This window comes from Psychrobacter sp. KFRI-CH2-11 (assembly GCF_038239325.1).
In the GTDB taxonomy this organism is placed as follows: domain Bacteria; phylum Pseudomonadota; class Gammaproteobacteria; order Pseudomonadales; family Moraxellaceae; genus Psychrobacter; species Psychrobacter celer.
Genome location: NZ_CP151283.1, coordinates 1,223,811 through 1,248,347, shown reverse-complemented (window position 1 = coordinate 1,248,347; position 24,537 = coordinate 1,223,811). Strand labels below are relative to the sequence as shown.

At 40.4% G+C, this 24,537-nt stretch carries 22 protein-coding genes, 1 tRNA gene and 4 pseudogenes; 10 read left to right on the top strand and 17 right to left on the bottom strand.

Going from position 1 to position 24,537, the window contains the following annotated elements; genetic code table 11:
• The first annotated feature begins 118 nt into the window (after window positions 1-118).
• Window positions 119-205 (top strand) — tRNA-Leu (locus AADH33_RS05215).
• A 323-nt stretch (window positions 206-528) separates the two neighbouring features.
• Here AADH33_RS05215 and AADH33_RS05210 read toward each other — a convergent pair.
• The gene (locus tag AADH33_RS05210) at window positions 529-837 is read right to left on the bottom strand and encodes a hypothetical protein (protein ID WP_348549794.1); all 309 of its coding nucleotides are present in this window, start codon (window positions 835-837) and stop codon (window positions 529-531) included.
• Between the two features lie 80 nt (window positions 838-917).
• Here AADH33_RS05210 and AADH33_RS05205 point away from each other — a divergent pair.
• Window positions 918-1,326: pseudogene (locus AADH33_RS05205) on the top strand (transposase); the annotation flags it as partial.
• Window position 1,327: 1 nt separating this feature from the next.
• Here AADH33_RS05205 and AADH33_RS05200 read toward each other — a convergent pair.
• From AADH33_RS05200 to AADH33_RS05185, 4 genes are all read right to left on the bottom strand, one after another.
• Complete coding sequence (locus AADH33_RS05200) at window positions 1,328-1,900, bottom strand: IS630 family transposase (RefSeq protein WP_348549793.1); 573 nt, start codon at window positions 1,898-1,900, stop codon at window positions 1,328-1,330.
• Complete coding sequence (locus AADH33_RS05195; protein WP_348549792.1) at window positions 1,821-2,177, bottom strand: IS630 transposase-related protein; 357 nt, start codon at window positions 2,175-2,177, stop codon at window positions 1,821-1,823. Before AADH33_RS05195 ends, AADH33_RS05200 begins: the two co-directional genes overlap by 80 nt.
• A gap of 96 nt (window positions 2,178-2,273) precedes the next feature.
• Window positions 2,274-2,543, bottom strand: a complete 270-nt coding sequence (locus tag AADH33_RS05190; RefSeq protein ID WP_201587342.1) for a hypothetical protein — start codon at window positions 2,541-2,543, stop codon at window positions 2,274-2,276.
• 14 nt (window positions 2,544-2,557) lie between these two features.
• On the bottom strand, window positions 2,558-2,764 hold the full coding sequence (locus AADH33_RS05185) for a hypothetical protein (protein WP_348549791.1): 207 nt from the start codon (window positions 2,762-2,764) through the stop codon (window positions 2,558-2,560).
• Window positions 2,765-2,953: 189 nt separating this feature from the next.
• Here AADH33_RS05185 and AADH33_RS05180 point away from each other — a divergent pair, with 189 nt between their 5' ends.
• The 3 genes and pseudogenes from AADH33_RS05180 (at window position 2,954) to AADH33_RS05170 (ending at window position 4,992) form a co-directional block, all read left to right on the top strand.
• Window positions 2,954-3,307 (top strand): IS630 transposase-related protein, encoded by a 354-nt coding sequence (locus AADH33_RS05180; RefSeq protein WP_348548343.1) that lies wholly within the window; start codon window positions 2,954-2,956, stop codon window positions 3,305-3,307.
• 72 nt (window positions 3,308-3,379) lie between these two features.
• A pseudogene (locus AADH33_RS05175) lies at window positions 3,380-4,455 on the top strand (IS3 family transposase).
• Between the two features lie 27 nt (window positions 4,456-4,482).
• On the top strand, window positions 4,483-4,992 hold the full coding sequence (locus AADH33_RS05170) for an IS630 family transposase (protein WP_348549790.1): 510 nt from the start codon (window positions 4,483-4,485) through the stop codon (window positions 4,990-4,992).
• Here AADH33_RS05170 and AADH33_RS05165 read toward each other — a convergent pair whose 3' ends face one another.
• The 7 genes and pseudogenes from AADH33_RS05165 to AADH33_RS05140 all read right to left on the bottom strand — a co-directional run bounded on the left by AADH33_RS05165 (window position 4,993) and on the right by AADH33_RS05140 (window position 10,713).
• Entirely contained in the window at window positions 4,993-5,700 is a 708-nt protein-coding gene (locus AADH33_RS05165) for an RHS repeat domain-containing protein (protein WP_348549789.1), read from the bottom strand.
• Window positions 5,701-5,952: 252 nt separating this feature from the next.
• Window positions 5,953-6,462: a hypothetical protein gene (locus AADH33_RS05160; protein ID WP_201587339.1), complete on the bottom strand. Its 510-nt coding sequence runs from the start codon at window positions 6,460-6,462 to the stop codon at window positions 5,953-5,955.
• Window positions 6,463-6,551: 89 nt separating this feature from the next.
• Window positions 6,552-8,042 carry an RHS repeat domain-containing protein gene (locus AADH33_RS05155; protein ID WP_348549788.1) on the bottom strand — a complete coding sequence of 497 codons (1,491 nt, stop codon included), beginning with the start codon at window positions 8,040-8,042 and terminating at the stop codon, window positions 6,552-6,554.
• A gap of 30 nt (window positions 8,043-8,072) precedes the next feature.
• A pseudogene (locus AADH33_RS13180) lies at window positions 8,073-8,186 on the bottom strand (hypothetical protein); the annotation flags it as partial.
• 502 nt (window positions 8,187-8,688) lie between these two features.
• Window positions 8,689-8,925: a hypothetical protein gene (locus AADH33_RS05150; protein WP_201587067.1), complete on the bottom strand. Its 237-nt coding sequence runs from the start codon at window positions 8,923-8,925 to the stop codon at window positions 8,689-8,691.
• Window positions 8,926-9,037: 112 nt separating this feature from the next.
• Window positions 9,038-10,270 (bottom strand): annotated as a pseudogene (locus AADH33_RS05145) (IS3 family transposase).
• Between the two features lie 68 nt (window positions 10,271-10,338).
• The gene (locus tag AADH33_RS05140; protein ID WP_201587065.1) at window positions 10,339-10,713 is read right to left on the bottom strand and encodes a pentapeptide repeat-containing protein; all 375 of its coding nucleotides are present in this window, start codon (window positions 10,711-10,713) and stop codon (window positions 10,339-10,341) included.
• A 261-nt stretch (window positions 10,714-10,974) separates the two neighbouring features.
• Here AADH33_RS05140 and AADH33_RS05135 point away from each other — a divergent pair.
• Window positions 10,975-12,062, top strand: a protein-coding gene (locus AADH33_RS05135) for an IS3 family transposase (RefSeq protein ID WP_348548561.1) whose coding sequence is annotated in 2 segments (ribosomal slippage) — window positions 10,975-11,227 and window positions 11,227-12,062 — 1,089 coding nt in all. Because the reading frame shifts where the segments join, the coding sequence is not laid out codon by codon here.
• A gap of 33 nt (window positions 12,063-12,095) precedes the next feature.
• Here the strand turns inward: AADH33_RS05135 and AADH33_RS05130 are convergent.
• Both AADH33_RS05130 and AADH33_RS05125 read right to left on the bottom strand, forming a co-directional pair.
• Window positions 12,096-13,460: an RHS repeat domain-containing protein gene (locus AADH33_RS05130; RefSeq protein WP_348549787.1), complete on the bottom strand. Its 1,365-nt coding sequence runs from the start codon at window positions 13,458-13,460 to the stop codon at window positions 12,096-12,098.
• Between the two features lie 375 nt (window positions 13,461-13,835).
• Window positions 13,836-15,107 (bottom strand): RHS repeat domain-containing protein, encoded by a 1,272-nt coding sequence (locus AADH33_RS05125; protein WP_348549786.1) that lies wholly within the window; start codon window positions 15,105-15,107, stop codon window positions 13,836-13,838.
• 1,059 nt (window positions 15,108-16,166) lie between these two features.
• Here AADH33_RS05125 and AADH33_RS05120 point away from each other — a divergent pair.
• Window positions 16,167-16,778, top strand: a complete 612-nt coding sequence (locus AADH33_RS05120; RefSeq protein WP_105246141.1) for an IS607 family transposase — start codon at window positions 16,167-16,169, stop codon at window positions 16,776-16,778.
• The gene (locus AADH33_RS05115) at window positions 16,775-17,929 is read left to right on the top strand and encodes an RNA-guided endonuclease InsQ/TnpB family protein (protein ID WP_348549785.1); all 1,155 of its coding nucleotides are present in this window, start codon (window positions 16,775-16,777) and stop codon (window positions 17,927-17,929) included. Before AADH33_RS05120 ends, AADH33_RS05115 begins: the two co-directional genes overlap by 4 nt.
• A gap of 139 nt (window positions 17,930-18,068) precedes the next feature.
• On the opposite strand, the gene AADH33_RS05110 is transcribed toward AADH33_RS05115, so the two are convergent.
• The 3 genes from AADH33_RS05110 to AADH33_RS05100 form a co-directional block, all read right to left on the bottom strand.
• Complete coding sequence (locus AADH33_RS05110) at window positions 18,069-19,715, bottom strand: RHS repeat-associated core domain-containing protein (protein ID WP_348549784.1); 1,647 nt, start codon at window positions 19,713-19,715, stop codon at window positions 18,069-18,071.
• Between the two features lie 185 nt (window positions 19,716-19,900).
• Window positions 19,901-20,641: a tetratricopeptide repeat protein gene (locus tag AADH33_RS05105; protein ID WP_201587060.1), complete on the bottom strand. Its 741-nt coding sequence runs from the start codon at window positions 20,639-20,641 to the stop codon at window positions 19,901-19,903.
• A 17-nt stretch (window positions 20,642-20,658) separates the two neighbouring features.
• On the bottom strand, window positions 20,659-22,968 hold the full coding sequence (locus tag AADH33_RS05100) for an RHS repeat-associated core domain-containing protein (protein WP_348549783.1): 2,310 nt from the start codon (window positions 22,966-22,968) through the stop codon (window positions 20,659-20,661).
• 594 nt (window positions 22,969-23,562) lie between these two features.
• Here AADH33_RS05100 and AADH33_RS05095 point away from each other — a divergent pair.
• Window positions 23,563-23,865, top strand: coding sequence for an IS630 transposase-related protein (locus tag AADH33_RS05095; protein ID WP_201587056.1), 303 nt, complete (start codon window positions 23,563-23,565; stop codon window positions 23,863-23,865).
• 137 nt (window positions 23,866-24,002) lie between these two features.
• Window positions 24,003-24,245: a transposase gene (locus AADH33_RS05090; RefSeq protein ID WP_265089388.1), complete on the top strand. Its 243-nt coding sequence runs from the start codon at window positions 24,003-24,005 to the stop codon at window positions 24,243-24,245.
• Window positions 24,246-24,537 lie beyond the last annotated feature (292 nt).

Here is a 24,537-nt window from a genome sequence, read left to right as displayed (position 1 = left end):
AATTATTTAAAATAATTCTTGACGACAAAAAATAGGCTGCTATAATACGCAGCCTATACGGCGAACACCGTAGCCCAATTCGATAACTGTTGTTTTTATAAACGTTATCTACTTACATGCCAGTGTGATGGAATTGGTAGACATGACGGATTCAAAATCCGTTGCCTTTAAAAGCGTGTCGGTTCGAGTCCGACCACTGGTACCAATACTTCAAGCTAAGTGCTTGATAGCTAAAAGATTAATCACTAATTAGCTTTTAGCGTGTACACCACAGTGTACACTTTGATAAGATTTCGCACTTAACTTGATAAATCAGCCTCCTTAACTGGGGGCTTTTTTATGTCTGTAGAAAGTAGCTTAGTCATGCCAGCCATCAATCACGATTTGATACGCCCAATAGTGGACTGACTGCCTATTACTGAGCCGCTACAAAATATCGCTTGCCATCGGCGTGCATGGGGTTGAATTGTGAATAGCCGCACGCGCGCGATATTGGCGCTTAAAACCGCCAACATTTTCAACACCATTTTATATATTTAGCAGCAGTTTGCCATCCTGTTCACATAAAAAACCTTCGTCAACCAAAGACGCTATATCCCTGTAAAAAGTCCTGTCCGTGCGGTTGCTATATAACGCCTTAATCTGCGCGTTACGCAACAATGCCGCTGGCGTATAAACCTTATCTAGCCCCATCATGACCATAATCATATTAAACTGTCTCTCAGAGATCGTTTTTTCAAATTTTGCATTGTTTAGACTGCCTTGATAAAGCAAAAAACCAATCAGCTGATTACATTGGTCATGTAGATCATTAATCGTCTGTAGCATGCCATTCATCACAAAATCAATAAATGAGCTATGCTGAAGAAACCGTACAAGTAAACTTGGTAAACTAAGCATATTAATCGGAGTTTATCATGGTCAAGAAAATAAGAACCTATAGCACAGAATTTAAAGCTGAAGCCGTTAAGAAGATATCAGACAATAATGGCAATATCTCAGCAACCGCAAAGCAGCTTGGCATTGCCATGCAAACGCTATCGAATTGGCATAACAAAGCCAACCAAGGCAAGCTCAAAGGCACAGAACAATACGACCCTGATCTTATGACAGCTCTTCAAGAAATAAAGCAGCTCAAACGACAGCTCAAAGTTGCCGAAGAGGAGCGAGAGATATTAAATGAGGAGGGATAAAGCGAAGCACTGCTTCGCCCCGACGCAAGGGGAGAGCTATGCTCGAGTGGGCGACGGCGTACTTCGCGAAAAACAGCTAGTCAGGTACGCCTTCATCAAAGATAACCAGCACTTCTTTACCATCACCACTATAGTCAGTTTAAAATAAAAGTGTTATATCTTGGACACACATCATAAAACAATTTGGATAAGTCATTTTCCATCCAGCCTTGGCGTAGAAACTTCACTTGAGCCCATTTCTTTTCGATAGGGTTTAGGTCTGGGCTGTACGGCGGCAACCAAAGAATACGATGCCCGTGCCTGTTTAGTAGCTTTTGAATGCGTTTGCTCTTATGAAATCTGGCGTTATCCATCACAATCACGCATTTTGTTTTAAGACTTGGGATTAGTTTGTGTTTGCACCAGTGATAGAAGACGATGCTGTTGATGTTTGTCTCAAAGTAATCAAGCGCAAACAGCATCTTTTCATACAGAGCACCAATAACGTTGGTTCGCTTTTTACCTTGCCAGTTGTAGCTATCGATACAAGGCTTACCAATCGGTGCATAACCATGAGAGCGAGTGGTCTGACTCTCAAAGCCGCGCGCGTATATATAAACGATGGGATAGCCTTGCTGCCTAAAGCTATTAAGTTTGCTCTGATACTGTGCTCTTTTTATTGGGCAAGCTTTTGGATGCTCTAATGTCTTTTTTTTGACTGATACCAAGCCGCTTTAGGGCATGATGAATGCCTGTTTTACTACAGTTTAGACGACGGGCTCGCTCATACTGGTAATCATCAGGATGTTCTTTAACATAATTAAGTAGCACGTCATCTGGTATTTTATAGGGTTTGGTTTGCCTGGTTGTTTTACTATGAACACGCCGCTTCCAGTTTTGTATGGTGGTTGGGCTGAGATTGTAAAACTCAGCTGCCTCGGCAAAGGTCATACCATCATCTAAGCTTTTTAGCACTTGTTTGCGAAAATCTAGCGAGTAAGTCATGGTCTTTATAATAACAGTTGAATTTGATAATTAGTTTATAACATTTTTAAGTGGGATTTACTATAATATTTGATTTCTTATCTAAAAATTATTTGGCTATTTTATAGAATCATCAGACTCATCGTCTGTTAAAGAATCAGTAAAAATAGGTTGTTTATTTTTAATCCGCTTAAAAAACTTTTTATTACTATTACTAACAAAAATAGCAGCATTAAACATATTGTATATTATTACAACCATTGTTAGATAGAGAGTATATTTACCTATATCAGCGTAACCTATAAAATCGAAAAATATAGATAATAAAAATAATGTAAGTGCTAACAGTATACCTTTCTGGGCTTTTCTCAATCTTAACTTACTCATTGACTGACCTTTAATTATTTAGTGCATTGCGTCGAAACTTTTTTTGAACATATCATTGCGGCAGCACCACCTGCTGCACCTGCAGTGCCTTCAAGACTTCCTGTAATTGAACCATCAGCCCCTACAGCTCCACCCAAACCAGCACCCGTACCAATAGTTCCAGTTCCAGTTCCTGATAAACTCCAAGTGCGACTACCTGGTGTTAATGTTCCTGTAGTCACAGACCCTCCAGCATGGCTATAAGCACCAATCATAGGACCAATTAATGCACAAGTTGTAACAGTTGGACATGTTCTTCCTTGGGAATCTTTAGCAGCGCCAAATGTTTGTCTAACCCCTAATACTGCTATAGTCAGTCTTTTATAAATAAGATACAATGCTTTTAAAATAAAGAGAAAGATATAATCATTATGACTTACTCAGCAGACTTTCGAACGCAAGTTATAAAAAGCGTCAAAGACAAAGACATGAGCATTCGTCAAGCTTGTGTTTTCTATGACATCAGCAAAACCACTTTACAGCGTTGGCTGAAAAATCCAAGTATCAAACAAACTCGGGATAAGCCACCCAGTAAAATACCAAATGAAGCACTTCTCAAAGACGTCGCGCAGTATCCAGACGATTACATGTACGAGCGAGCTCAACGTTTAGGCTGTAGCAAGTCAGGCATTGATATTGCCCTAAAGCGCCTTGGTATCAGTCAAAAAAAAGACCTTAGAGCATCCAAAAGCGTGTCCAATAAAAAGAGCAGCGTATCAGAGTAAGTGTACCTATCCCCTAAAATAGCACAGCTCAAACGTAGAATTTCTTATAAAATACACATAAGGAGTTTTAATATGAGCAAACGAATGACTGAGACCCAAATCGTATCGATATTAAAAGAAGCAGATGCTGGGATACCTGCTAAAGCGCTGTGTCGTAAATACGGGATTGCTAGCTCGACTTTCTATAAATGGCGTTCCAAGTATGGTGGTATGGAAGCCTCTGATGTCAAACGCTTAAAAGAGCTTGAAGAAGAAAACCGTAGGCTTAAACAGATGTATGCTGATTTAAGCCTTAAAGCGCAAATGCAGGAAGATATCATAAAAAAGCTATAGCGCCTGCCCTTGAGCGCAAAGTCTGGGCGCAAGAATTGCAGGCGCAGTATGGTGTCAGTATTGCATTGAGCTGTCAGGTGGTCTGTATGAGTCGAACTGCTTACTACTATAAGCCTAAGCTATCTGATGATAGTGAGATTATTGATGTCTTAAATGAGCTAACAGATAAGCACAATCGTTGGGGTTTCCCAAAGTGTTTTAAGCGTATACGCAAGCTTGGCTATTCATGGAATCATAAGCGAGTACACCGTGTTTATACAGCGTTAAACTTAAACCTACGCCGTAAGTCTAAAAGACGGCTACCAGCACGTAACCCTCAGCCGCTAAGTGTGCCAGACGCATTGGGTCATACCTGGTCTATGGACTTTATGAGCGATAAGCTGCACAACAATATTCGCTTTCGAACCTTTAATGTGATTGATGATTATAACCGCGAAGTACTCGGCATTGATATTGGTACTAGTATTCCCTCACTCCGAGTAATTCGCTACCTTGATCAACTAGCTGAGTGGCATGGCTATCCTAAGCAAATTCGTGTGGATAATGGCAGTGAGTTTACATCTAGCACATTCACTGATTGGGCATCAGCTCATGGTGTCTATGTTGATTATATTGAGCCTGGCTGTCCTTATCAGAACGCTTACATTGAAAGGTTTAATCGCAGTTATCGCAATGAGGTTTTAGATTGCTACCTTTTCAACAATTTAAACGAGGTCAATATGCTGACTGAAGACTGGATCAAGGTTTATAACACCGAAAGACCTCATGATTCACTTAATGATATGACACCTGCTGAATACAGACAGGTGGCTTAACTATTCTACGATGATGTTGTGTTAAGAATGGGGTATTTACATAAGCTCAATAGTTTTATTCAGCAAGGCTATCCCATTGTGTACATGGATGAAAGCGGCTTTGAGGCTGAAACCATTCGTTCTCATGGCTATGCACCGATAGGTAAACCCTGTATCGACAGCTATAACTGGCAAGCAAGAAAGCGCACTAACGTTATTGGTGCGCTCTATGAAAAAATGTTATTTGCCTTAGATTACTTTGAGCAAAATATTAACAGCAGCATATTCTACCACTGGTGCAAACACACGCTAATACCAAGTCTTAAAACAAAATGTGTGATCGTGATGGACAATGCTAGATTTCATAAGAACAAATGCATTCAAAAACTACTGAACAGACATGGCCATCGTATTCTTTGGTTGCCACCCTACAGCCCTGATCTAAATCCCATTGAAAAGAAGTGGGCACAGGCAAAATTTCTACGTCAAGGCTGGATGGAGAATAATCTACCTAAGCTGTTTCATGATATGGGTTGTATCTCTTTTATTCTAGACTGACTATACTAATGTACCACCAGCTTCAGCTTCTACATTACCGCCTTTAGAGATATTATATCCAATATCCTTTATAAATTTATTTACTCTACTATTATTTGGGACACGCGATGGTGGGTTGCTAGCCATATAATTCATACTAGCTGCTGATTGGCCTGTTATCGCCCCTAAACCTGCCATACTATAATCAAGACCAAATGGATCAATCCAATTAACGGAATTAGGCGCATACTGAAAGACATTGAATCCGCCCTGTAACTGAATCGGATCTCTTGTAGTAAACATCCCCATATCAGGATCATAGTAGCGAAAACGGTTATAGCTCAATCCTGTTTCCTCATCAAAGTGCTGACCTTGAAACCTAATAGGCTGTAGCTCATTTTGACTGACTTGTATCTGACCAATCACCTGCTCATTCCAAACTAATTTCGCAGTATTGCCCCACGCCTCATAATCCGCCAACCATACCACCTCACCCTTCTCATTGGTCAGCTCATTCGGCGTACCGAGTTGGTCGTTATGATAATGATAGACCTGTATTGCGTTACTTTCATTATCTAAACTTTCTATATCATCATTAGCCACTTTTGGCAGATCATCACGTAGCCAAGCTAAGCGCGCAATAGGGACAAAGCTGCCTTGATCGTAGATGGTGGTATAGACATGCGTGTCCGTATATTCCTGAATAGGCAAATCACTGTCCCATAGCATATGGGTGTGCTGATGCTGGGTCTGACGGCTTTGTGTGAGCCGCTCTTTACTCTGAATAAAGTTACGAGTTTCACTGTGCTTAGCAATACGTCGACCAAAGGCGTCGTAGTGATACTCGGTGAAGGTTTTAACAATGCTGTTGTCTTGATATTGTGTCCTCAGGCTTTTCTCAAGCTCGTTGTTGGCGTTGTATTAATCTTTCCATATGGCTACAATTCATATAAAATATATTTATCTTAAATATCAAATATACTATGTTGGAAATATCACTCTTTTTTCAGTTTTCTTATTAATGACAAAACTCATTTTTTTAGTCTTATTTTCTATAATATATGTGACTTCAACATGCATCTGATTACTTCCATCAAAAAACCTCTCTAAATTTTTTCCATCTATATTGGTAAATCTCAATAAATTATTACGTGACTCGTATATTTTTTCACTTCCCTTTACTTTATTATTCAAAATAAACATTTTTTTTATTTCTATCTTCTTACTCAAACTATTACCAAAAATATATACATTACTAATATAAATCTTCTTCGTTGGATCCTTAGTATAGAACTCTACTCCTATATCATATACGTCATGATTAACACCCATAATATAAAGTGTGATTAATATCCCACTATCAACAAAAGGATTCAGTACTGAATTATTAATATCTAAATCTTTATAAAAGATTTCTGAAGGTCTATGTTCATATCTGATAGATTCAGATACACCACATCCTGTGATTGCAGTGCTAGCTACAATAGCCATGACAACACTTTTCATTTTATTAAACATTATGTGGCCTATTTCATGTAGTCAAAATTAAATTTTATAATATTACTTTTTAATAAATATCTTTATCGTATAGGTGGACCAGATACTGATTTTTTGAATGAAGGAAACTCTTCACTTGGAGGTACATACCTTTCAGGCTCGTCTCCTCTCACATTACCACCTCCAAGATATGGAAGTACATCTACAACGCCATGTCCAATCATATCTTTAACATATTTATCCCATCCAGGAATGTTGTACCAATTTTCAGGTACAACGCCAGGGTTTATGTAGTTGTATGTAGCTTTGTACTGAGGTCTAATCTCTGGACATAGACAATCACCATTGAAAACAGCTTCTCGACCATCAGGATGTACATATTTCAATTCTTTCTTTCCAACACCATCGTCATGAAATATAGATTGTTCCTCTGATAGAGGTGACCATCCATTTCTTTTATTTCTGACTTCATTATAAGTAGGATGAAGACCATTTCTAGCATCTCGTCCTTCAAAATGCCAAGCGGTCAATGCTTGAGCAACCTTTTTATCTATACCATTTTGTCTGAGAGTATTAGATTGGCTATATGGACCACTACCTAATCCATATGGTTCCAACCCCAACGGATCAACCCAATTAACAGGATTCGGTGCATACTGGAACACATTATCACCACCTCTTAACCCTATCGGATCTCTTGAGGTAAACATCCCCATATCAGGATCATAGTAACGGAAGCGGTTATAGTGCAATCCTGTTTCTTCATCGCAGTGTTGACCTTGAAACCTAATAGGCTGTAGCTCATTTTGACTGACTTGTATCTGACCGATCAATTGCTCATTCCAAACTAATTTCGCAGTATTGCCCCATGCCTCATAATCCGCCAACCATACCACCTCACCCTTCTCATTGGTCAGCTCATTAGGCGTACCGAGTTGATCATTATGATAATGATAGACTTGTATACCAGTTATGGGTTTATCCCGCTCACCTCCATGCGTGTAGCTATCATCTATATTTGTTTCGTCGTTAGCAGCGGTAGTCAGGTTTTCTTTTAGCCATACTAGCCTCGCTACAGGCACAAAGTTATTTTGGTTATAGATAGTGGTGAAAATATGAGTATCGGTATATTCTTGCATTTGTTTATCACCATCCCATAGATAATGACTATGTTTGTGTTTGGATTTTTGTTGTTGAATATGATGATTAGTCAAATTTACTGAAATTTTATTTGCTATTTCACTGTGCTTAGCGATACGCCGTCCAAAGGCGTCATAGTGATAGACCGTTTGGGTTTTGATAATTTGATTGCCTTGGTACTTGGTCCGCAAGCTTTTCTCAAGCTCGTTGTTGGCGTTGTATTGTAGTTGTAGTGCACTACGTGGGGCGGTATTAGGATGTTTAATGGCTTCTGTAGTTTTATAGAGTACGCGTCCATGAGAGTCATAGGTATAGCGAATTCTTTTGCCGTCTTGGATCAGCTCACGCGGTCTGCCCTGATCTGTTGTTGATGAATCTATAGCAGCATCAGCCTTTACAGGCACACGATTACTGGCAGGATCAAAGGCAAACACTTCGGTGATGCCCGTATGGTTTTGATAGTCGGTGAGCTTGTGTTCGGTGAGACGACCTTGGGCGTCATACTGATATTGATGATTGCGCTTAAAGCTGGTTTGAGTGTTTAGGCTTGGTTGGGTGTTTTTATTGCCTTGATTGATGACACTATGACCGCTTAGGTGTGTCAGTTGTCCTAGGGCGTCATAGTGATAGTCACGCTGTATGGTGAGGTGATTTTGAGGTGGTTGCCAAGCGCGTCATAGTCATGAGTGAGAGCGTGCTCGCACCTTCGACACTGACTTGCTTGGGTGAGATGATTTGTTAGAGCTTTATTAAGCGATATTATTTGAATAATTGATATAATCAGACTGACATCAAAGCCATAGTATATATTATCATTACGAATGCAGCTACTATAGATACAGTTAACTGAATAAAGAAAAGAGAATATTGTTTAATATCAATTATCTTTTTTAAAAGAATATAAATTGTATATCCAGTAAAAACTCCAAAAGCATATGAATAGAATATTGCTTTGAGAACATACTCATTTAAAAAGTTACCAGACTTAATAGCGTCGATTGAATTGTCAAGACCAGGAATAATCATAACTATTAGAATGACGCTAATAAATATACATATTTGTTTGAACATTTAGATTCCTTACCACATTTCGTATATTGTGGGTCTAACATCATAATAATCAGTTTCTCGACCTAATTTTTCAGCTAATTTCCATGTTTCAACATCATGATCAATATGTCCATTGCAGAAAGGAGGATTCGGACAGGCTCTATAATCTGCAGTACCAGCAGCAGGAATTTGATTAATAATTAGTTGTCCTTGTTCATCATAAGTGCACTGATTAGTATGTCCTCCTGCAGTTGGAGTAGATCTCACTTCAAAGGTTGCTCCTCTATGAAACCACCATACCTTAGCTCGACCAATAGCTCCTCTATCAATCTCTGACCCCTGCCGTCAATCCCGTATATATAAACTTGGGAGATTTTGATTACGCAGCCTGACGATAATAATCAAACCACACCTGTCTTGGCGATTTATAGCCTAAACCCTTTTGAATCCTAGTCTGATTATAATATAACTCAATATATCCAATGATATCTCTGATAGCTGCAAACCTTGTTTTATAGTCTTGGTGATATACTAGCTCGTTCTTCAATATGCCCCAGAAGCTTTCTATGGGTGCGTTGTCAAAGCAGTTGCCTTTACCGCTCATTGAACCTGTAAACTGATGCTGCTTGATGATCTTGTGGTAAGCATGGCTACAGTACTGACTGCCTCTGTCAGAGTGAACGACTAGCCCTTTGCTTGGTTGTTTATTCTTGATGGCCATGTTCAATGCTTTGCATACTAGATCTGCGGTCATTCGCTTATTGATCGCATAGCCGACCAGCTCTTTGGTATATAAATCTTTGACTCCCGCTAAATACAACCAGCCCTCAAGCGTCCAAATATAGGTGATGTCACTGGCCCACGCTTGGTTAGGGCGACTGGCATCAAACTCTTGATCCAACACGTTTGGATAGACCAGTTTGTTGTGATTGGAGTCGGTGGTGACTTTAAAGCGTTTGTGGCGACGGCATTTGATGCTTTATTCCTCTTTGATGCTTCTGACCATGTAGGGACTGATGTTATGACCTTGCTCACTTAGATGCGCATGCAGACGCTCAACACCATAGCGCTCATGAGTTTCACTGTGAGCGGCTTTAACGAGTAGCTCACAATGGTTGCGATGTATCTGCTGCTCGCTGATATCGCGACTCAGCCAGTCGTAGTAACTTGAATGCTTAACCCTTAGCACGCGGCACATAGTGGTGATGGTAAAGAAGTGCTGGTTATCTTTGATGAAGGCGTACCTGACTAGCTGTCACTGCGGACATAGCCCTTCGCCTTGCGTCACTAAAACAGTCTCCCAGACTGTTTCTTAACGTTCCTCATTCGCAAAGTACGCCGTCGCCTTTTTTAATATCTCTCGCTCCTCTTCGGCAACTTTGAGCTGCCGCTTGAGCTGCTTTATTTCTTGAAGAGCTGTCATAAGATCAGGGTCGTATTGCTCTGTGCCTTTGAGCTTGCCTTGGTTGGCTTTGTTATGCCAATTCGATAGCGTTTGCATGGCAATGCCAAGCTGCTTTGCGGTTGCTGAGATATTGCCATTATTGTCTGATATCTTCTTAACGGCTTCAGCTTTAAATTCTGTGCTATAGGTTCTTATTTTCTTGACCATGATAAACTCCGATTAATACGCTTAGTTTACCAAGTTTACTTGTACGGTTTTGTCAGCATAGCTCATTTTTATTCAAACCTATCTGGGGAGCAATCAATAAGATTAAGGTTATGAATTGTTAAGTCCTCAAAAATACAGTCAAGCCATTGACAGTTTTCAAAATCACTACTAATAAATTTAGTACCTTTAAACATACATTTTCTAAAAACCACATCTTTTGCGTTTACAGCGATAAATTCACTATCACTAAAATCGCATTTAACAAAGCTTGATTTTTCAAACGTTGCGCTTCTAAAATTAGCATTACAGAATAAGGCATTCTCACTATGTAATTTATTAAACCAAATTCTATGTAAATTCATGTTTGATAAATCGTAACCATTTAAACTTTCAAGTTCTATTGAGTCATGTTCATTATCTTTAATATAATTTAGTACTATCATCTGTTGCCCCAGTCAAATGAATCTACATTAATGTTTCTAACAGGATATGCTTTACTAGCATCGCTCATTGACATATTCCACTGTGTTTTTGGTGCGTTCATTTTGCAAAGTTTAGCAGCAATAAATCTATGATTTCCATCGACAATTGTATTACCACTCATTTTAACTGGAGGCATGCTAGTTTGCCCGGTAATCTCCCCTATAAATAAGAACACTCATAAATAGAGATTAACTGTTAAAATATATCAGCAGGAGAATCCTATGAAAAAGACCCGTTTTAGCGACAATCAAATCGTCAACATCTTAAAGCAAGCCGAACAAGGTATTCCTATTACCGAGCTCTGCCGAGAGCACAATATCAGTCAAAGCACCTTTTACAACTGGCGCTCCAAGTATGGCGGCATGGATGCTTCCTTAATTGCCCGTCTCAAAGCACTTGAGACTGAAAACGCCCGTCTTAAGAAGATGTACGCAGATGAATGTCTTAAGTCCGACATACTACAGGATGCCATGACAAAAAAGTGGTAGCGCCGCAAAGGCGCAGACAGCTCGTTTGTCACTACATTGAAGCGCGCAGCATTAGCATACGCCTTGCTTGCCTGATCTTTAATATCAGCGTCACTTGCTACTATCACAAGTCCGTGGCAACGGATGAGAATAAGCAAATAGCAGACTTACTTATCAAACTGACTGATGAGAATAAGAACTGGGGCTTTGGGCTGTGCTTCTTAACCCTGCGCAATGTCATGGGACTGCCATACAACCACAAGCGTGTCTATCGTATCTACTGTGAGCTTGAATTAAACCTTAGAATCAAGCCCAAGCGTCGCATTAAACGTGCTAAACCCATACCACTGGCTGTACCTGACCAGATCAACCACAGCTGGAGCATGGACTTTATGCACGACGGCTTAACAGATGGTCGCGGCTTTAGACTGTTTAATGTGATTGATGACTATAACCGTGAAGCCTTAACGGTCGAGGTTGACTTCTCACTACCGGCTGGGAGGGTGATACGTAGCTTGAACCAGTTAATCGAGTGCCGAGGTAAACCTGTCCAAATCAGATGCGACAATGGCCCTGAATACATTAGTAATGCGCTTAAAGACTGGGCTGAGCAGCAAGGCATCACTATTAGTTATATTGAGCCTGGCAATCCACAGCAAAATGCTTATGTGGAGCGCTTTAACAGGACAATGCGTTATGATTGGTTAAATCAGGAGTTGTTTGATAATCTTGATCATGTCCGGGAGCAAGCGGAAGCTTGGTTATATCACTATAATAACGAGCGCCCAAACATGGGCAATGGTGGTTTTACGCCGATACAGAAACTCAATCAGGCAGCTTAATTCTATTTATTAGGTGTCTTAAATTTGGGAGGGTTACCGCCCCATTTCAATCATATTAACATAGGCCTGAATTACTGGTGAAGATACGCTTTTTTGTATGGTTTTCTCATTGGTAGGCGATAATACTTTCCTAATATTAACCTCAGTAGCTGGAAGGCACTTCTTTTTACAATTAGCTGAGGTACAAGATTGTTCTTCAGCACTTGCCACTTCCCCTGCCACTTTCCCTATGACTCTTCCACTAGTTTTAGCACCTGAGCCTATTAAAGCTCTTCCAGCAGCCGCGAGAGCAGATAGAGCTCCAGCAGCAGCTGGATGTAATCCCAATGAGTCTGTCCAACCCGTAGGATTCGGCGCATAAGCGAACACATTTAAGTCACCTAATAACCCGATTGGATCTCTCGTAGTAAACATCCCCATATCAGGATCATAGTAGCGGAAACGGTTATAGTGCAATCCTGTCTCTTCATCGAAGTGCTGACCTTGAAAACGGATAGGCTGTAGCTCATTTTGACTGACTTGTATCTGACCAATCACCTGCTCATTCCAAACTAATTTCGCAGTATTGCCCCACGCCTCATAATCAGCCAACCAAATTACCTCACCCTTCTCATTAGTCAGCTCATTTGGCGTACCAAGCTGGTCGTTATGATAGTGATAGCCCTGTATACCTGTTTTAACATTTGGTTTATCTTTACCATACCAACCTTGTGAAAGTTCTAATTCATCATTAGCCACTTTTGGCAGATCATCACGTAGCCAAGCTAAGCGCGCAATAGGGACAAAGCTGCCTTGATCATAGATGGTGGTATAGACATGAGTGTCTGTATATTCCTGAATAGGCAAATCACTGTCCCATAGCATATGCGTGTGCTGATGCTGGGTCTGACGGCTTTGTGTGAGCTGGTCTTTACTCTGAATAAAGTTACGAGTTTCACTGTGCTTGGTAATACGCCGTCCAAAGGCGTCGTAGTGATACTCGGTGAGGGTTTTAATAATGTTGTTGTCTTGATACTGAGTCCGCAGGCTTTTCTCAAGCTCGTTGTTGGCATTGTATTGCAGTTGTAGGGCAGTACGCGGGGCAGTATCAGGATTATTAGCCGCCTCTGTGGTTTTATAGAGTACGCGACCATGAGAGTCATAGGTGTATCTGATGCGCTGGTTGTTCTGGATCAGCTCACGCGGACGGCCTTGTTCACTCTTAGGCGTATCGGTTTGTGTTGTTTTATCTGCAGTATCCACAACTTTTACAGGCACACGGTTACTCGCAGGATCAAAGGTAAACATTTCGGTGATGCCTGTCTGGTTTTGATAGTCAGTGAGCTTATGCTCGGTCAGACGACCTTGCGCGTCATACTGATATTGATGGTTGCGGGTGAAGTTATCCTTAAACTTCACGCTTAATTTTTAAATTCTTTTTAAAATCTAAACTTTCATGTATTTACTTTAATTTTATTCTTCCTATAAATTCTAATATCAACGAACATCATAAAACAAATATCATAGAAAATAATATTCTTATAATCTAGAAAATACTCTTTTGAAAATAATTCTGTAGGAAAAAATATTAATATGATAAGAATGTAAGTAACCAGTCTCAAAAAAAATAGGAACTTTTCATATTTTTTAAATATAGGTTTGTAGAAAGGGATTATAAATAATAGTATTAGACCTATAATTTGCCACCATTTATCTCCTAAAAACCAGACTATGCCTAAGTATAGTATCGGCAATAATAATATATGTAGAGTGCGAGAAATATGATATATGGCTTTATTTGATACAGTCATTACAACAACCTGCTTTGGATTGAGCATCTTTATATGCTTTAGTAGAATCTTTCTTGAACACTGTTTGTAAAGCTATTGATTGAAGTGGTGCCCCTGACCTGAAAAAAGCGCCGTCACACTGATATTTTGTCTTACTGCAATCTGAGTAACACCTGTCGTGCTCCGCACACTCATTTGTCCATACTGCATCTGGAACCCATGTTGCTGCTGTAGTTCCTTCGGCTCCACAAATACCTCCAAAAGGACCATGAGGATTTTTTCGCCAGTTTGAGATAGATTTTGATACCCCCCAATCAATTTTATTTCGTTTGATTGTATTATGCTGACTATAAGGGCCACCTCCTAATCCGTATGGACCTTTCTCTAACCCTAGCGGATCAATAAATCCTGTAGGATTAGGTGCATAAGCAAAGACATTATCGCCACCTCTTAACCCTATCGGATCACGAGTCGTAAACATCCCCATATCAGGATCATAGTAGCGAAAACGGTTATAGTGCAACCCCGTCTCTTCATCGAAGTGCTGACCTTGAAAACGGATAGGCTGTAGCTCATTTTGACTGACTTGGATCTGATCAATGACTTGTTCACGCCATAGCACTTCGCCTCCCACTCGAGCACAGCTCTCGTCTTGCGGCACTAACTTCACTGCACTATCGTTACGTCTTGCGCCGCTAAAACAGTTCCCCAAACTGTTTTTTACGCGACTCACCCAGCACATTTCTACACGCGCCTCACCCCAAGCTTCATAATCCGCGAGCCAAACCACCTCACCCTTCTCATTAGTCAGCTCATTAGGCGTACCGAGTTGATCATTATGATAGTGATAGACCTGTATTAAATTGCCGTCTTGCTCATTTTCATTATCTAAACTTTCTATATCATCATTAGCCACTCTTGGCAGATCATCACGTAGCCAAGATAAGCGCGCGACAGGGACAAAGCTGCCTTGATCATAGATGGTGGTATAGACATGAGTGTCTGTATATTCCTGAATAGGCAAATCACTGTCCCATAGCATATGCGTGTGCTGATGCTGGGTCTGACGGCTTTGTGTGAGCCGCTCTTTACTTTGAATGAGGTTACGCGTCTCACTGTACTTGGTGATACGTCGTCCAAAGGTGTCATAATGATATTCAGTGAGGGTTTTAATAATGCTGTTGTCTTTATATTGCGTCCGCAGGCTTTTCTCAAGCTCGTTGTTGGCGTTAAATCTACTATCTGATTTAAGACTAGCACTTATGTGCTTTAACAATAGATATTTATATCTTTCATAATAATTAAATATTATCACATAACTAGGAAAGATAAAAAATTAAAAGTAATTATATGTATAAAAACAAAAGCAGCGGTTAATATTATAATACTATACTTCATAAAAAAGTAATTTTTAGATTTATATATTTTATATATAAATAGCACATATAATATAGGAATAAACAAAAAAATAGGAAGTATGAAAAACATTTTTATAGAAGTGATTATACTACTATAAAAAGTCTCTGTAACTTTATATATAAAAGTAAAATTCAATTTAGTATCATAATTAATTCTACTTTCAGCCACATATGTATTAGATATATGAATAATCAGAGATATTATAGATCCTAATAAGAATGATACCAATATTCTAAATACCTTTAAATCAATAAATTTTTCTTTATCCATAGACACCCACCTTATTATTTAAATAAATAATTTTTGCATATTAGATCTCTTGTAAAAACACCAATTCGTTAACTTCCACCAACGGAATAGCGATAACTTATGCAAGAGGTTTATTAAAAACTTATAAGACATACTATAGTCGATCCTAAATAAAACAGATACATTATATATCAACGTGCAACTGGTCTAAATTTTCCTTGCGTGCTGTGCCTACGCAGATAGAGGCTGCGTAAAATTTATCCCAGTCCCACTGTATCGTTTTTATACTGAACTCACTATATCTAATTGGTGGAGTAGAAACTATCTTCGTGAAAATCATATTGTGATATCTCGCTGACTCTGCAAGAGACTCAACGGCTAAATTGGTATGAGATTTGCTAGGACCTAAAGTTCCGCCTGCATCTATTGTCGCATGTGGATTTCTTCGAGCATTATCCGCATCAGTACCTGTTCCAAAGAAAGGAAAGTAATCTGGTGTTCCCCTACAACCACCATACTCATGGCTTTCAGTAACTAAACTTCCACTATTATCATAGAAACATTCATTAGCTGGAGCAGGGTTGCAAACAGTTAAATAGAATATATACAAACCTACCTATTTATTACTATAATAGATAGATTGTATCTATAATATAGAGAGCAAGTTATGGGGAAACTGGTTAGTATTGGGGAGGCTGCCAAACATTTCGGGGTTGCTCAATCCACATTAAGACGTTGGGATGAGGATGGTACGTTAGTCGCCAAGCGAACCGAAAACGGGCATAGGCGATATGATTTAAGTGAAATCAGACCGCATTCCTTGAATACACCACCTAAATTGGACCGAAAAACCATTGCTTATGCTCGTGTGTCGAGTCGTGATCAAAAAGACGACTTACTTCTCCAGTCTCAAGTTTTGGAACTTTATTGTGCCAGGCAAGGCTGGACTTTTGAGACGATTACCGATCTTGGTAGTGGAATGGATTATAAAAAGAAAGGCTTAAAAAACCTGCTTGATGACATACTGAGCAATAAAGTTGAACGGCTGGTAATTACCCATAAAGACAGGCTTTTACGATTTGGTGCAGAACTGGTTTTCATGTTGTGTGAGGCTCGTGACGTTGAAGTGGTAATAATCAATCAAGGTGAAGAGTTGAGTTTTGAGCAAGAATTAGCCCAAGATGTATTGGAGATTATCACCGTATTTTCAGCGAGGCTATACGGCTCTCGCAGCAAGAAAAACCAACAATTAATAGAGGCGGTTAAAAAAGCATTATGATCCGTGGACACATTATCGAACTCAAGCCAAACAACGTACAGGCAAATCACCTTGCTCGTGCTTGTGGCGTGGCGAGAAAAGCCTACAACTGGGCTTTGCATGAGTGGCAGCGGCAGTATGCGCTTGACAAAGCGTACCGAGATGCGTGTTTGGCCGCAGGCGTTGAGGTTGATACTAAAAATCTAAACAAGCCCTCACAGGCGAAGCTCAGACGCGAATTGAACGCCATTAAGCGTGAATTATTCCCCTATATGCTGGAAGTGACCAAATGCGCTCCGCAGGCGGCAATCATGCAGTTGGGTGATGCTTATAACAACTTCTTTAAAGGCTTAGCGAAATACCCAACCGCTCGTAAAAAAGGCCGTGACGATAGATTCAGTTTATCCAACGACCAATTTGCCATTAAAGGTAAATCCATTCGTATCCCAAACTTGGGCTGGGTTCGCTTAAAAGAAGCTTTACGTTTTGACGGCAAGATCATGTCAGCCACCATCTCTAAACGTGGCGGTAAGTGGTTTGTTAGTGTGGCTGTTGAAATACAAAAAGCTGTAATTCCTACTAAAAAGACAGGTAAAAGCGTTGGTGTTGATCTTGGTATTACCGACTTACTGGTTTTATCAGACGGCACTAAAATTAAAGCGCCAAAACCACTTCAAGCAAACCTTAAAAAACTAAGAACGCTAAACAAAGCGCTCAGTCGCACTAAAAAAGGCAGTAAAAACAGAGAAAAAGCGAAAACCAAGCTCTCTCGTTTGCACTATAAGATCAGGTGTATTAGGCAAGATTCTCTCCATCAAATCACAACAAGTCTGGTTAATGAGTTCGATGTGATTGCGATTGAGGATTTGAATGTCAAAGGTATGGTTAAGAACAGGCGGCTATCAAGAGCTATCAGTGACTTGGGTTTCTTTGAGTTTAAGCGACAGCTTATCTACAAAGCCACTGAGCAAGGCAAGGTTGTGAAATCAGTCGGACCCTTCTACCCAAGCTCAAAAACCTGTTCAAACTGCAATCATATCCTTGGTAAATATGAGCTAACATTGAAAATGCGTGAGTGGTTGTGCCCTAACTGTCAGGTTTCTCATGACCGTGACCTCAACGCCAGCATCAATATTTTAAATAACGCGACTGTTATTTTAACAGCTGCATAATCCTGTTTATTGGACGGTGAGTTCCATCGCCAATTAAAAAAGTCTGTGGAGTCGTGGTCAGTCTAAATCTCAAATGAGAAATAGCGCGTGACAATGAAGCAGAAAGAAAACGTCAAACCTATCTAATAGTCAATATTGGCTAGGTTTGAGTAAGATTTTTGGAACGGTTACGTTTATTAGGAACTCTATTTTCTAGATAACCATCAAACCCACAATGAAACGCATTAGGATTGCCACCATACTTCTTCCATCCACCTGAGCCAATATTACAGCTTGTACAAACATTAGGAGCCGATGAAGGACAAGACGGCATTCTGCCAGCTCTGATGTGTCTTGCTATATCTTTTTGGTACATATCAGACCATCGCTCATTTATTTGTTGCGCAGAATACTCCTCTGGTCTGCTTGGGTTCCGACCATGTCTTGCTCTAGCTGGAATCTTAGGCTGTACCGTTGAATCATTTGCTAAACTTTTAATGGCGGCCTCTCTGGTAACTAGTCCCAACGGATCAACCCACCCCGTAGGATTCAGCGCATACTGGAACACATTGCCACCACCCATCAGCCCTATCGGATCTCTTGTAGTAAACATCCCCACATCAGGATCATAGTAGCGGAAACGGTTATAGTGTAGCCCTGTCTCTTCATCAAAGTGCTGACCTTGAAAACGGATAGGCTGTAGCTCATTTTGACTGACTTGTATCTGACCAATCACCTGCTCATTCCAAACTAATTTCGCAGTATTGCCCCACGCCTCATAATCAGCCAACCAAATTACCTCACCCTTCTCATTAGTCAGCTCATTTGGCGTACCAAGCTGGTCGTTATGATAGTGATAGCCCTGTATACCTGTTTTAACATTTGGTTTATCTTTACCATACCAACCTTGTGAAAGTTCTAATTCATCATTAGCCACTTTTGGCAGATCATCACGTAGCCAAGCTAAGCGCGCAATAGGGACAAAGCTGCCTTGATCATAGATGGTGGTATAGACATGAGTGTCTGTATATTCCTGAATAGGCAAATCACTGTCCCATAGCATATGCGTGTGCTGATGCTGGGTCTGACGGCTTTGTGTGAGCTGGTCTTTACTCTGAATAAAGTTACGAGTTTCACTGTGCTTGGTAATACGCCGTCCAAAGGCGTCGTAGTGATACTCGGTGAGGGTTTTAATAATGTTGTTGTCTTGATACTGAGTCCGCAGGCTTTTCTCAAGCTCGTTGTTGGCGTTGTATTGTAGTTGTAGTGCACTACGCGGGGCGGTATTAGGATGTTTAATGGCTTCTGTAGTTTTATAGAGTACGCGTCCATGAGAGTCATAGGTATAGCGAATTCTTTTGCCGTCTTGGATCAGCTCACGCGGTCTGCCCTGATCTGTTGTTGATGAATCTATAGCAGCATCAGCCTTTACAGGCACACGATTACTGGCAGGATCAAAGGCAAACACTTCGGTGATGCCCGTATGGTTTTGATAGTCGGTGAGCTTGTGTTCGGTGAGACGACCTTGGGCGTCATACTGGTATTGATGATTGCGCTTAAAGCTGGTTTGATTGTTTAGGCTTGGTTGGGTGTTTTTATTGCCTTGATTGATGACGCTATGGCCGCTTAGGTGTGTCAGTTGTCCTAGGGCGTCATAGTGATAGTCACGCTGTATGGTGAGGTGCTGATCTCTGTTGCTTTGCTGCGTGGTCAAGCGTCCCATCGGGTCATAATGGTAGCGGCTGCTGAGTGCGCCTTGCTCGCGACTGATCTCAAGATGCAGCTTGTTGCGCTCGCTATGACGCAACTCGATATGCTCATCAGTGCTAGGATCGTATAGGCTTTGGTTATACAGGTGTCCTGAGCCATAGTAGATCTGGTTGATGACTTTGCCATCGGGTAAGACGTTATTTCTGATAACTGCTACAGTCGGTTTGGATTAATAGGTTTTCTTATATATTAATGTTATACCTTTGACCCAAACCGATCAGTCTACTGCTCCGCTTCTTCTGATAAGACATTCAAGTAATATTGAGCATCAATATAACCTTGAGCAGCAGCTTTTTTGAACCAATATTTTGCTTTTTCTTTATCTTTTTTGACAGAAATTCCATTGTAATACATGTATCCCAAATTGTATTCCGCTTCTGAATATTCCAAATCTGCTGCTTTGACAATATTTTTGTGAGCTTCTTCATAATTTTCTTGATCAATATATAAATTTGCTATACCACTATAAGCTCGAGCAGGTGTATCTTCAATCGCCAACTGATACCAATACATCGCTTTATCAGGATCTTCTTTAAGACCATAACCACCTTCATGGTATAAATCACCAAGATTAGCCATGGCATTTCTACTACCTCTCTCGTTTGCTAATAGATAGTACTTTTCTGCCTTTTTAAAATCCCTATCAACACCACATCCTGTGAAGTATAAACCACCTAGACCGTCTAAAGATTTAGCATTTCCTTTCTTAGCAGCCTTTTCAAACCAATATTTTGCTTTACTACAATCTTGAGGTACACCTGTATTAGGAAAAAAATTGACAAAACCCATATGATGCTCTTTTTCATCTTCAGTCCAGTCGTTCATTGACGCGATCTTGCAAGGCTCGCTATTGCTATCTTCAGATATTTCACATTCTTTCTCTATGGACGGATATTCATTTTGACTCACTAAACCTGCACAACTTGTCAAAAGTATAGTTGAACATAATACTATATATTTCATAATTAACCCTCTTGAAATTAACGACAATAAGTAAAAGCCTGACAAGCTTTACCTGTTACCCCACCACCACCACCAATAGCCATACCAGCTGATCCTGTAGTACTACCATCTGCGCCTTGACATAGACTACTTGTAGCACCAATGCCTGCCGTACCTGCACCATCAATACAAGCCTGACTAGTTGATCCGAAACCTGGTGAAGTAGAAGCATTTGCAACACTCCCTGTTATACCTCCTGTTATTTCAGCTGATGCACCACCAGCTATACATGGCGTTATAGCATAACATTGTGATGGTCTTCCATTCTTATCATAGCTCTTACCAGCACCAAAAGTAACATCTCCTCCCAAACCTAATTGTCCAGCAATAGTAAGATTTGCCATAATAGTTTTATTTGCATGTATAGGTGGCTTAGATACAGACACCTTTCCGTTCTGAATATTTTCATACTTGGTTTTTGCATCATGAATCGATGATTTCATACCAGGAGAATTGCCATAGTTTTGTAGCATACTCCAATTCTCCAACCCCAACGGATCAACCCAACCTATCGGATTCGGCGCATACTGGAACACATTATCTCCACCCATCAGCCCTATCGGATCTCTTGAGGTAAACATCCCCATATCAGGATCATAGTAGCGGAAACGGTTATAGTGTAATCCCGTTTCTTCATCGAAGTGCTGACCCTGAAAACGGATAGGCTGTAGTTCATTGCTTGATACTTGTATCTGACCGATCAATTGCTCATGACATAGCACTTCGCCTCCCACTCGAGCACAGCTCTCGCCTTGCGGCACTAACTTCACTGCACTATCGTTACGTCTTGCGCCGCTAAAACAGTTCCCCAAACTGTTTTTTACGCGACTCACCCAGCACATTTTTACACGCGCCTCACCCCACGCCTCATAATCAGCCAACCACACCACCTCACCCTTCTCATTAGTCAGCTCATTCGGTGTACCGAGTTGATCATTATGGTAGTGATAGACCTGTATTGCATTACTTTCATTATCTATGCTTTCTAGATCATCATTAGCCACTTTTGGTAGATCATCACGTAGCCAAGTTAAGCGCGCGATAGGGACAAAGCTGCCTTGATCGTAGATGGTGGTATAGACATGAGTGTTCGTATATTCCTGAATAGGTAGGTCACTGTCCCATAGCATATGGGTGTGCTGATATTGGGTCTGACGGCTTTGTGTGAGCTGGTCTTTACTCTGAATAAAGTTACGCGTCTCACTGTGCTTGGCAATACGCCGTCCAAAGGCGTCGTAGTGATACTCGGTGAGGGTTTTAACAATGCTGTTGTCTTGATATTGAGTCCGCAGGCTTTTCTCAAGCTCGTTGTTGGCATTGTATTGCAGTTGTAGTGCAGTACGCGGGGCAGTATCAGGATTATTAGCCGCCTCTGTGGTTTTATAGAGTACGCGACCATGAGAGTCATAGGTGTATCTGATGCGCTGGTTGTTCTGGATCAGCTCACGCGGACGGCCTTGTTCACTCTTAGGCGTATCGGTTTGTGTTGTTTTATCTGTGACTTTTACAGGCACGCGATTACTGGCAGGATCAAAGGCAAACACTTCGGTGATGCCGGTATGGTTTTGATAGTCAGTGAGCTTATGCTCGGTGAGACGACCTTGGGCGTCATACTGGTATTGATGATTGCGCTTAAAGCTGGTTTGATTATTTAGGCTTGGTTGAGTGTTTTTATTACCTTGATTGATGACGCTATGACCGCTTAGGTGTGTCAGTTGTCCTAGGGCGTCATAGTGATAGTCACGCTGTATGGTGAGGTGCTGATCTCTGTTGCTTTGCTGCGTGGTCAAGCGTCCCATCGGGTCATAATGGTAGTGGTTACTGAGTGCGCCTTGCTCGCGACTGATCTCAAGATGCAGCTTATTGCGCTCGCTATGACGCAACTCGATATGCTCATCAGTGCTAGGATCGTATAGGCTTTGGTTATACAGGTGTCCTGAGCCATAGTAGAGCTGATTGATGACTTTGCCATCAGGTAAGGTAGTGCTAGTGCGGTTGCCAAGCGCGTCATAGTCATGAGTGAGGGTGTGCTCGCGTGCTTGGTATGCTCCGTCTTGAGTTAAATGACTGATAAGGGTTTCTGTTATCAGTCTGCCGCCTGCATCATAGGCAAGGGTTGTACGGCTATTGGGGTTGACGGCGCTGGTCAGTTGTCCGATCTCGTCGTATTCATAACGCACTCGGTGATACTGCGGACGCACAGGTTTGCTCGATTCTTGACCGATGATTTCAGGATAGTGACTGCTGTGACGGGCGGTCAGTTGTCCAATAAGATCATAGTCCATCATGATATGATGCTGTTTGTGTCTGGGCAGTTGCGGGTTGTCTATTTGCTGGGTAAGTTGTCCAACTTCATTGTATACGTAGCGGCTTTGATGAGCGTCAAAGCGGGTTTCGGCCCTAAATTTTAATATACAGAAGCTAAGTAACTTAGACAAAAATAACCAAAAAACTGCCATAGTACCAATAGAAAGGTTAATAAAATATTCTGATTTCTTTCTAAAAATTTAATTTTTGAAAATAACACCAAAAGAAATGCGCCCCAGAATAGAACTACTATTAATATTATTTTCTTAAAAAAGCAATGAAATAAATAATGGATAAATAAATCTATAGAATGGCAGTATAAATGAATATAAAAACTCCTTATGTGATGGACAATACGAATTCGAAGAGTAGGAATATAAGTTCATAAATTCTTTTATCAATAAAAAAGAAACATAAATTAAATAACTATAAGCTATTGACAGATATATTTTTTAAAAAAAATCCTTATTATTCATATTGCACTTCTTCTTATATATCAATTAGTTTTTTTGGATTTATAGTTAATCCCACCAAGAATTGATACAATAACTCTAAACTCCAGCTTACTGATTACTATGACATATCCCATCATCCTTCGTAAAAAGGTACTAAAAGCTCTTGAACAGGGCATGAGCGTACGCACCGCAGCCAAGCTTTATGATATAAGTCCTACCACCATTATTAACTGGAAAAAAGACATCAGTATCAAGCCCATCGTCAGAACACCACGCAAAATATCTAATGATGCCCTAAAACAAGACATTACAGACTATCCTGATGCTTACTACTATGAAAGAGCCGCTCGTTTGAGTTGCAGTAAATCGGGTATAGAAGCCGCCATGAAGCGACTGGGTTATACTCGTAAAAAAAAGTCTTAAACATCCTAAAGCAAGTTGGCTTAAGCGTTTAGAATACGCCATAAAACTCAAACATTATCAATGCCAAGGTTACCTATTCCAAAGCTTAGTCACAAATGTTTCATCGTCATGGATATGAGCGAGGATAAAGCAAAGCACTGCTTTGCCCGAATGCAAGGGGAGAGCTATGCTCGAGTACCAGATTTCATAAGAACAAACGTATTAAAAAGCTATTAAACCGACATGGTCACCGTATTCTATGGCTACCGCCTTACAGTCCTGATTTAAATCCTATTGAGAAGAAATGGGCTGAGGTAAAAAAGCTTAGGCAAGGCTGGGGTGAGAATAATCTAAATCATTTATTCAACAATGTTTGCTGTTACAACTTTAAATTGGATTGATTATATTGGTAGCGTGTTTTACTTATTTTGTAAGAAAATCCATAAATCTACTATAAATAAAAAGCATATATCATAAAAAATAATAACTCTATAATCTACACCATATTCTGCAGTAAAAAAGTTTGTCGGAAAGAATAAAATTACAGTTACTAAGTATGAAAAAAACCTTACTATGAATAACGTTTTTGGTTTTTTTTTAAAGAGTAAAGGATAAAAACAAATACTCAAAAGCAACCCAAGCCCTATTATTTCCCACCATCTTCCAGTCGGATACCAAAGAGTCGCCGAATAT

Bases quoted from the DNA above. Each gene is read 5' to 3' on its own strand.
- AADH33_RS05170 (WP_348549790.1), top strand. From the start codon at position 4,483: ATGGGGTATTTACATAAGCTCAATAGTTTTATTCAGCAAGGCTATCCC.
- AADH33_RS05120 (WP_105246141.1), top strand. From the start codon at position 16,167: ATGGGGAAACTGGTTAGTATTGGGGAGGCTGCCAAACATTTCGGGGTT.
- AADH33_RS05180 (WP_348548343.1), top strand. From the start codon at position 2,954: ATGACTTACTCAGCAGACTTTCGAACGCAAGTTATAAAAAGCGTCAAA.
- AADH33_RS05210 (WP_348549794.1), bottom strand. From the start codon at position 837: ATGAATGGCATGCTACAGACGATTAATGATCTACATGACCAATGTAAT.
- AADH33_RS05140 (WP_201587065.1), bottom strand. From the start codon at position 10,713: ATGATAGTACTAAATTATATTAAAGATAATGAACATGACTCAATAGAA.
- AADH33_RS05190 (WP_201587342.1), bottom strand. From the start codon at position 2,543: ATGAGTAAGTTAAGATTGAGAAAAGCCCAGAAAGGTATACTGTTAGCA.
- AADH33_RS05105 (WP_201587060.1), bottom strand. From the start codon at position 20,641: ATGAAATATATAGTATTATGTTCAACTATACTTTTGACAAGTTGTGCA.
- AADH33_RS05115 (WP_348549785.1), top strand. From the start codon at position 16,775: ATGATCCGTGGACACATTATCGAACTCAAGCCAAACAACGTACAGGCA.
- AADH33_RS05195 (WP_348549792.1), bottom strand. From the start codon at position 2,177: ATGACTTACTCGCTAGATTTTCGCAAACAAGTGCTAAAAAGCTTAGAT.
- AADH33_RS05165 (WP_348549789.1), bottom strand. From the start codon at position 5,700: ATGCTATGGGACAGTGATTTGCCTATTCAGGAATATACGGACACGCAT.
- AADH33_RS05095 (WP_201587056.1), top strand. From the start codon at position 23,563: ATGACATATCCCATCATCCTTCGTAAAAAGGTACTAAAAGCTCTTGAA.
- AADH33_RS05100 (WP_348549783.1), bottom strand. From the start codon at position 22,968: ATGATGGACTATGATCTTATTGGACAACTGACCGCCCGTCACAGCAGT.
- AADH33_RS05160 (WP_201587339.1), bottom strand. From the start codon at position 6,462: ATGGCTATTGTAGCTAGCACTGCAATCACAGGATGTGGTGTATCTGAA.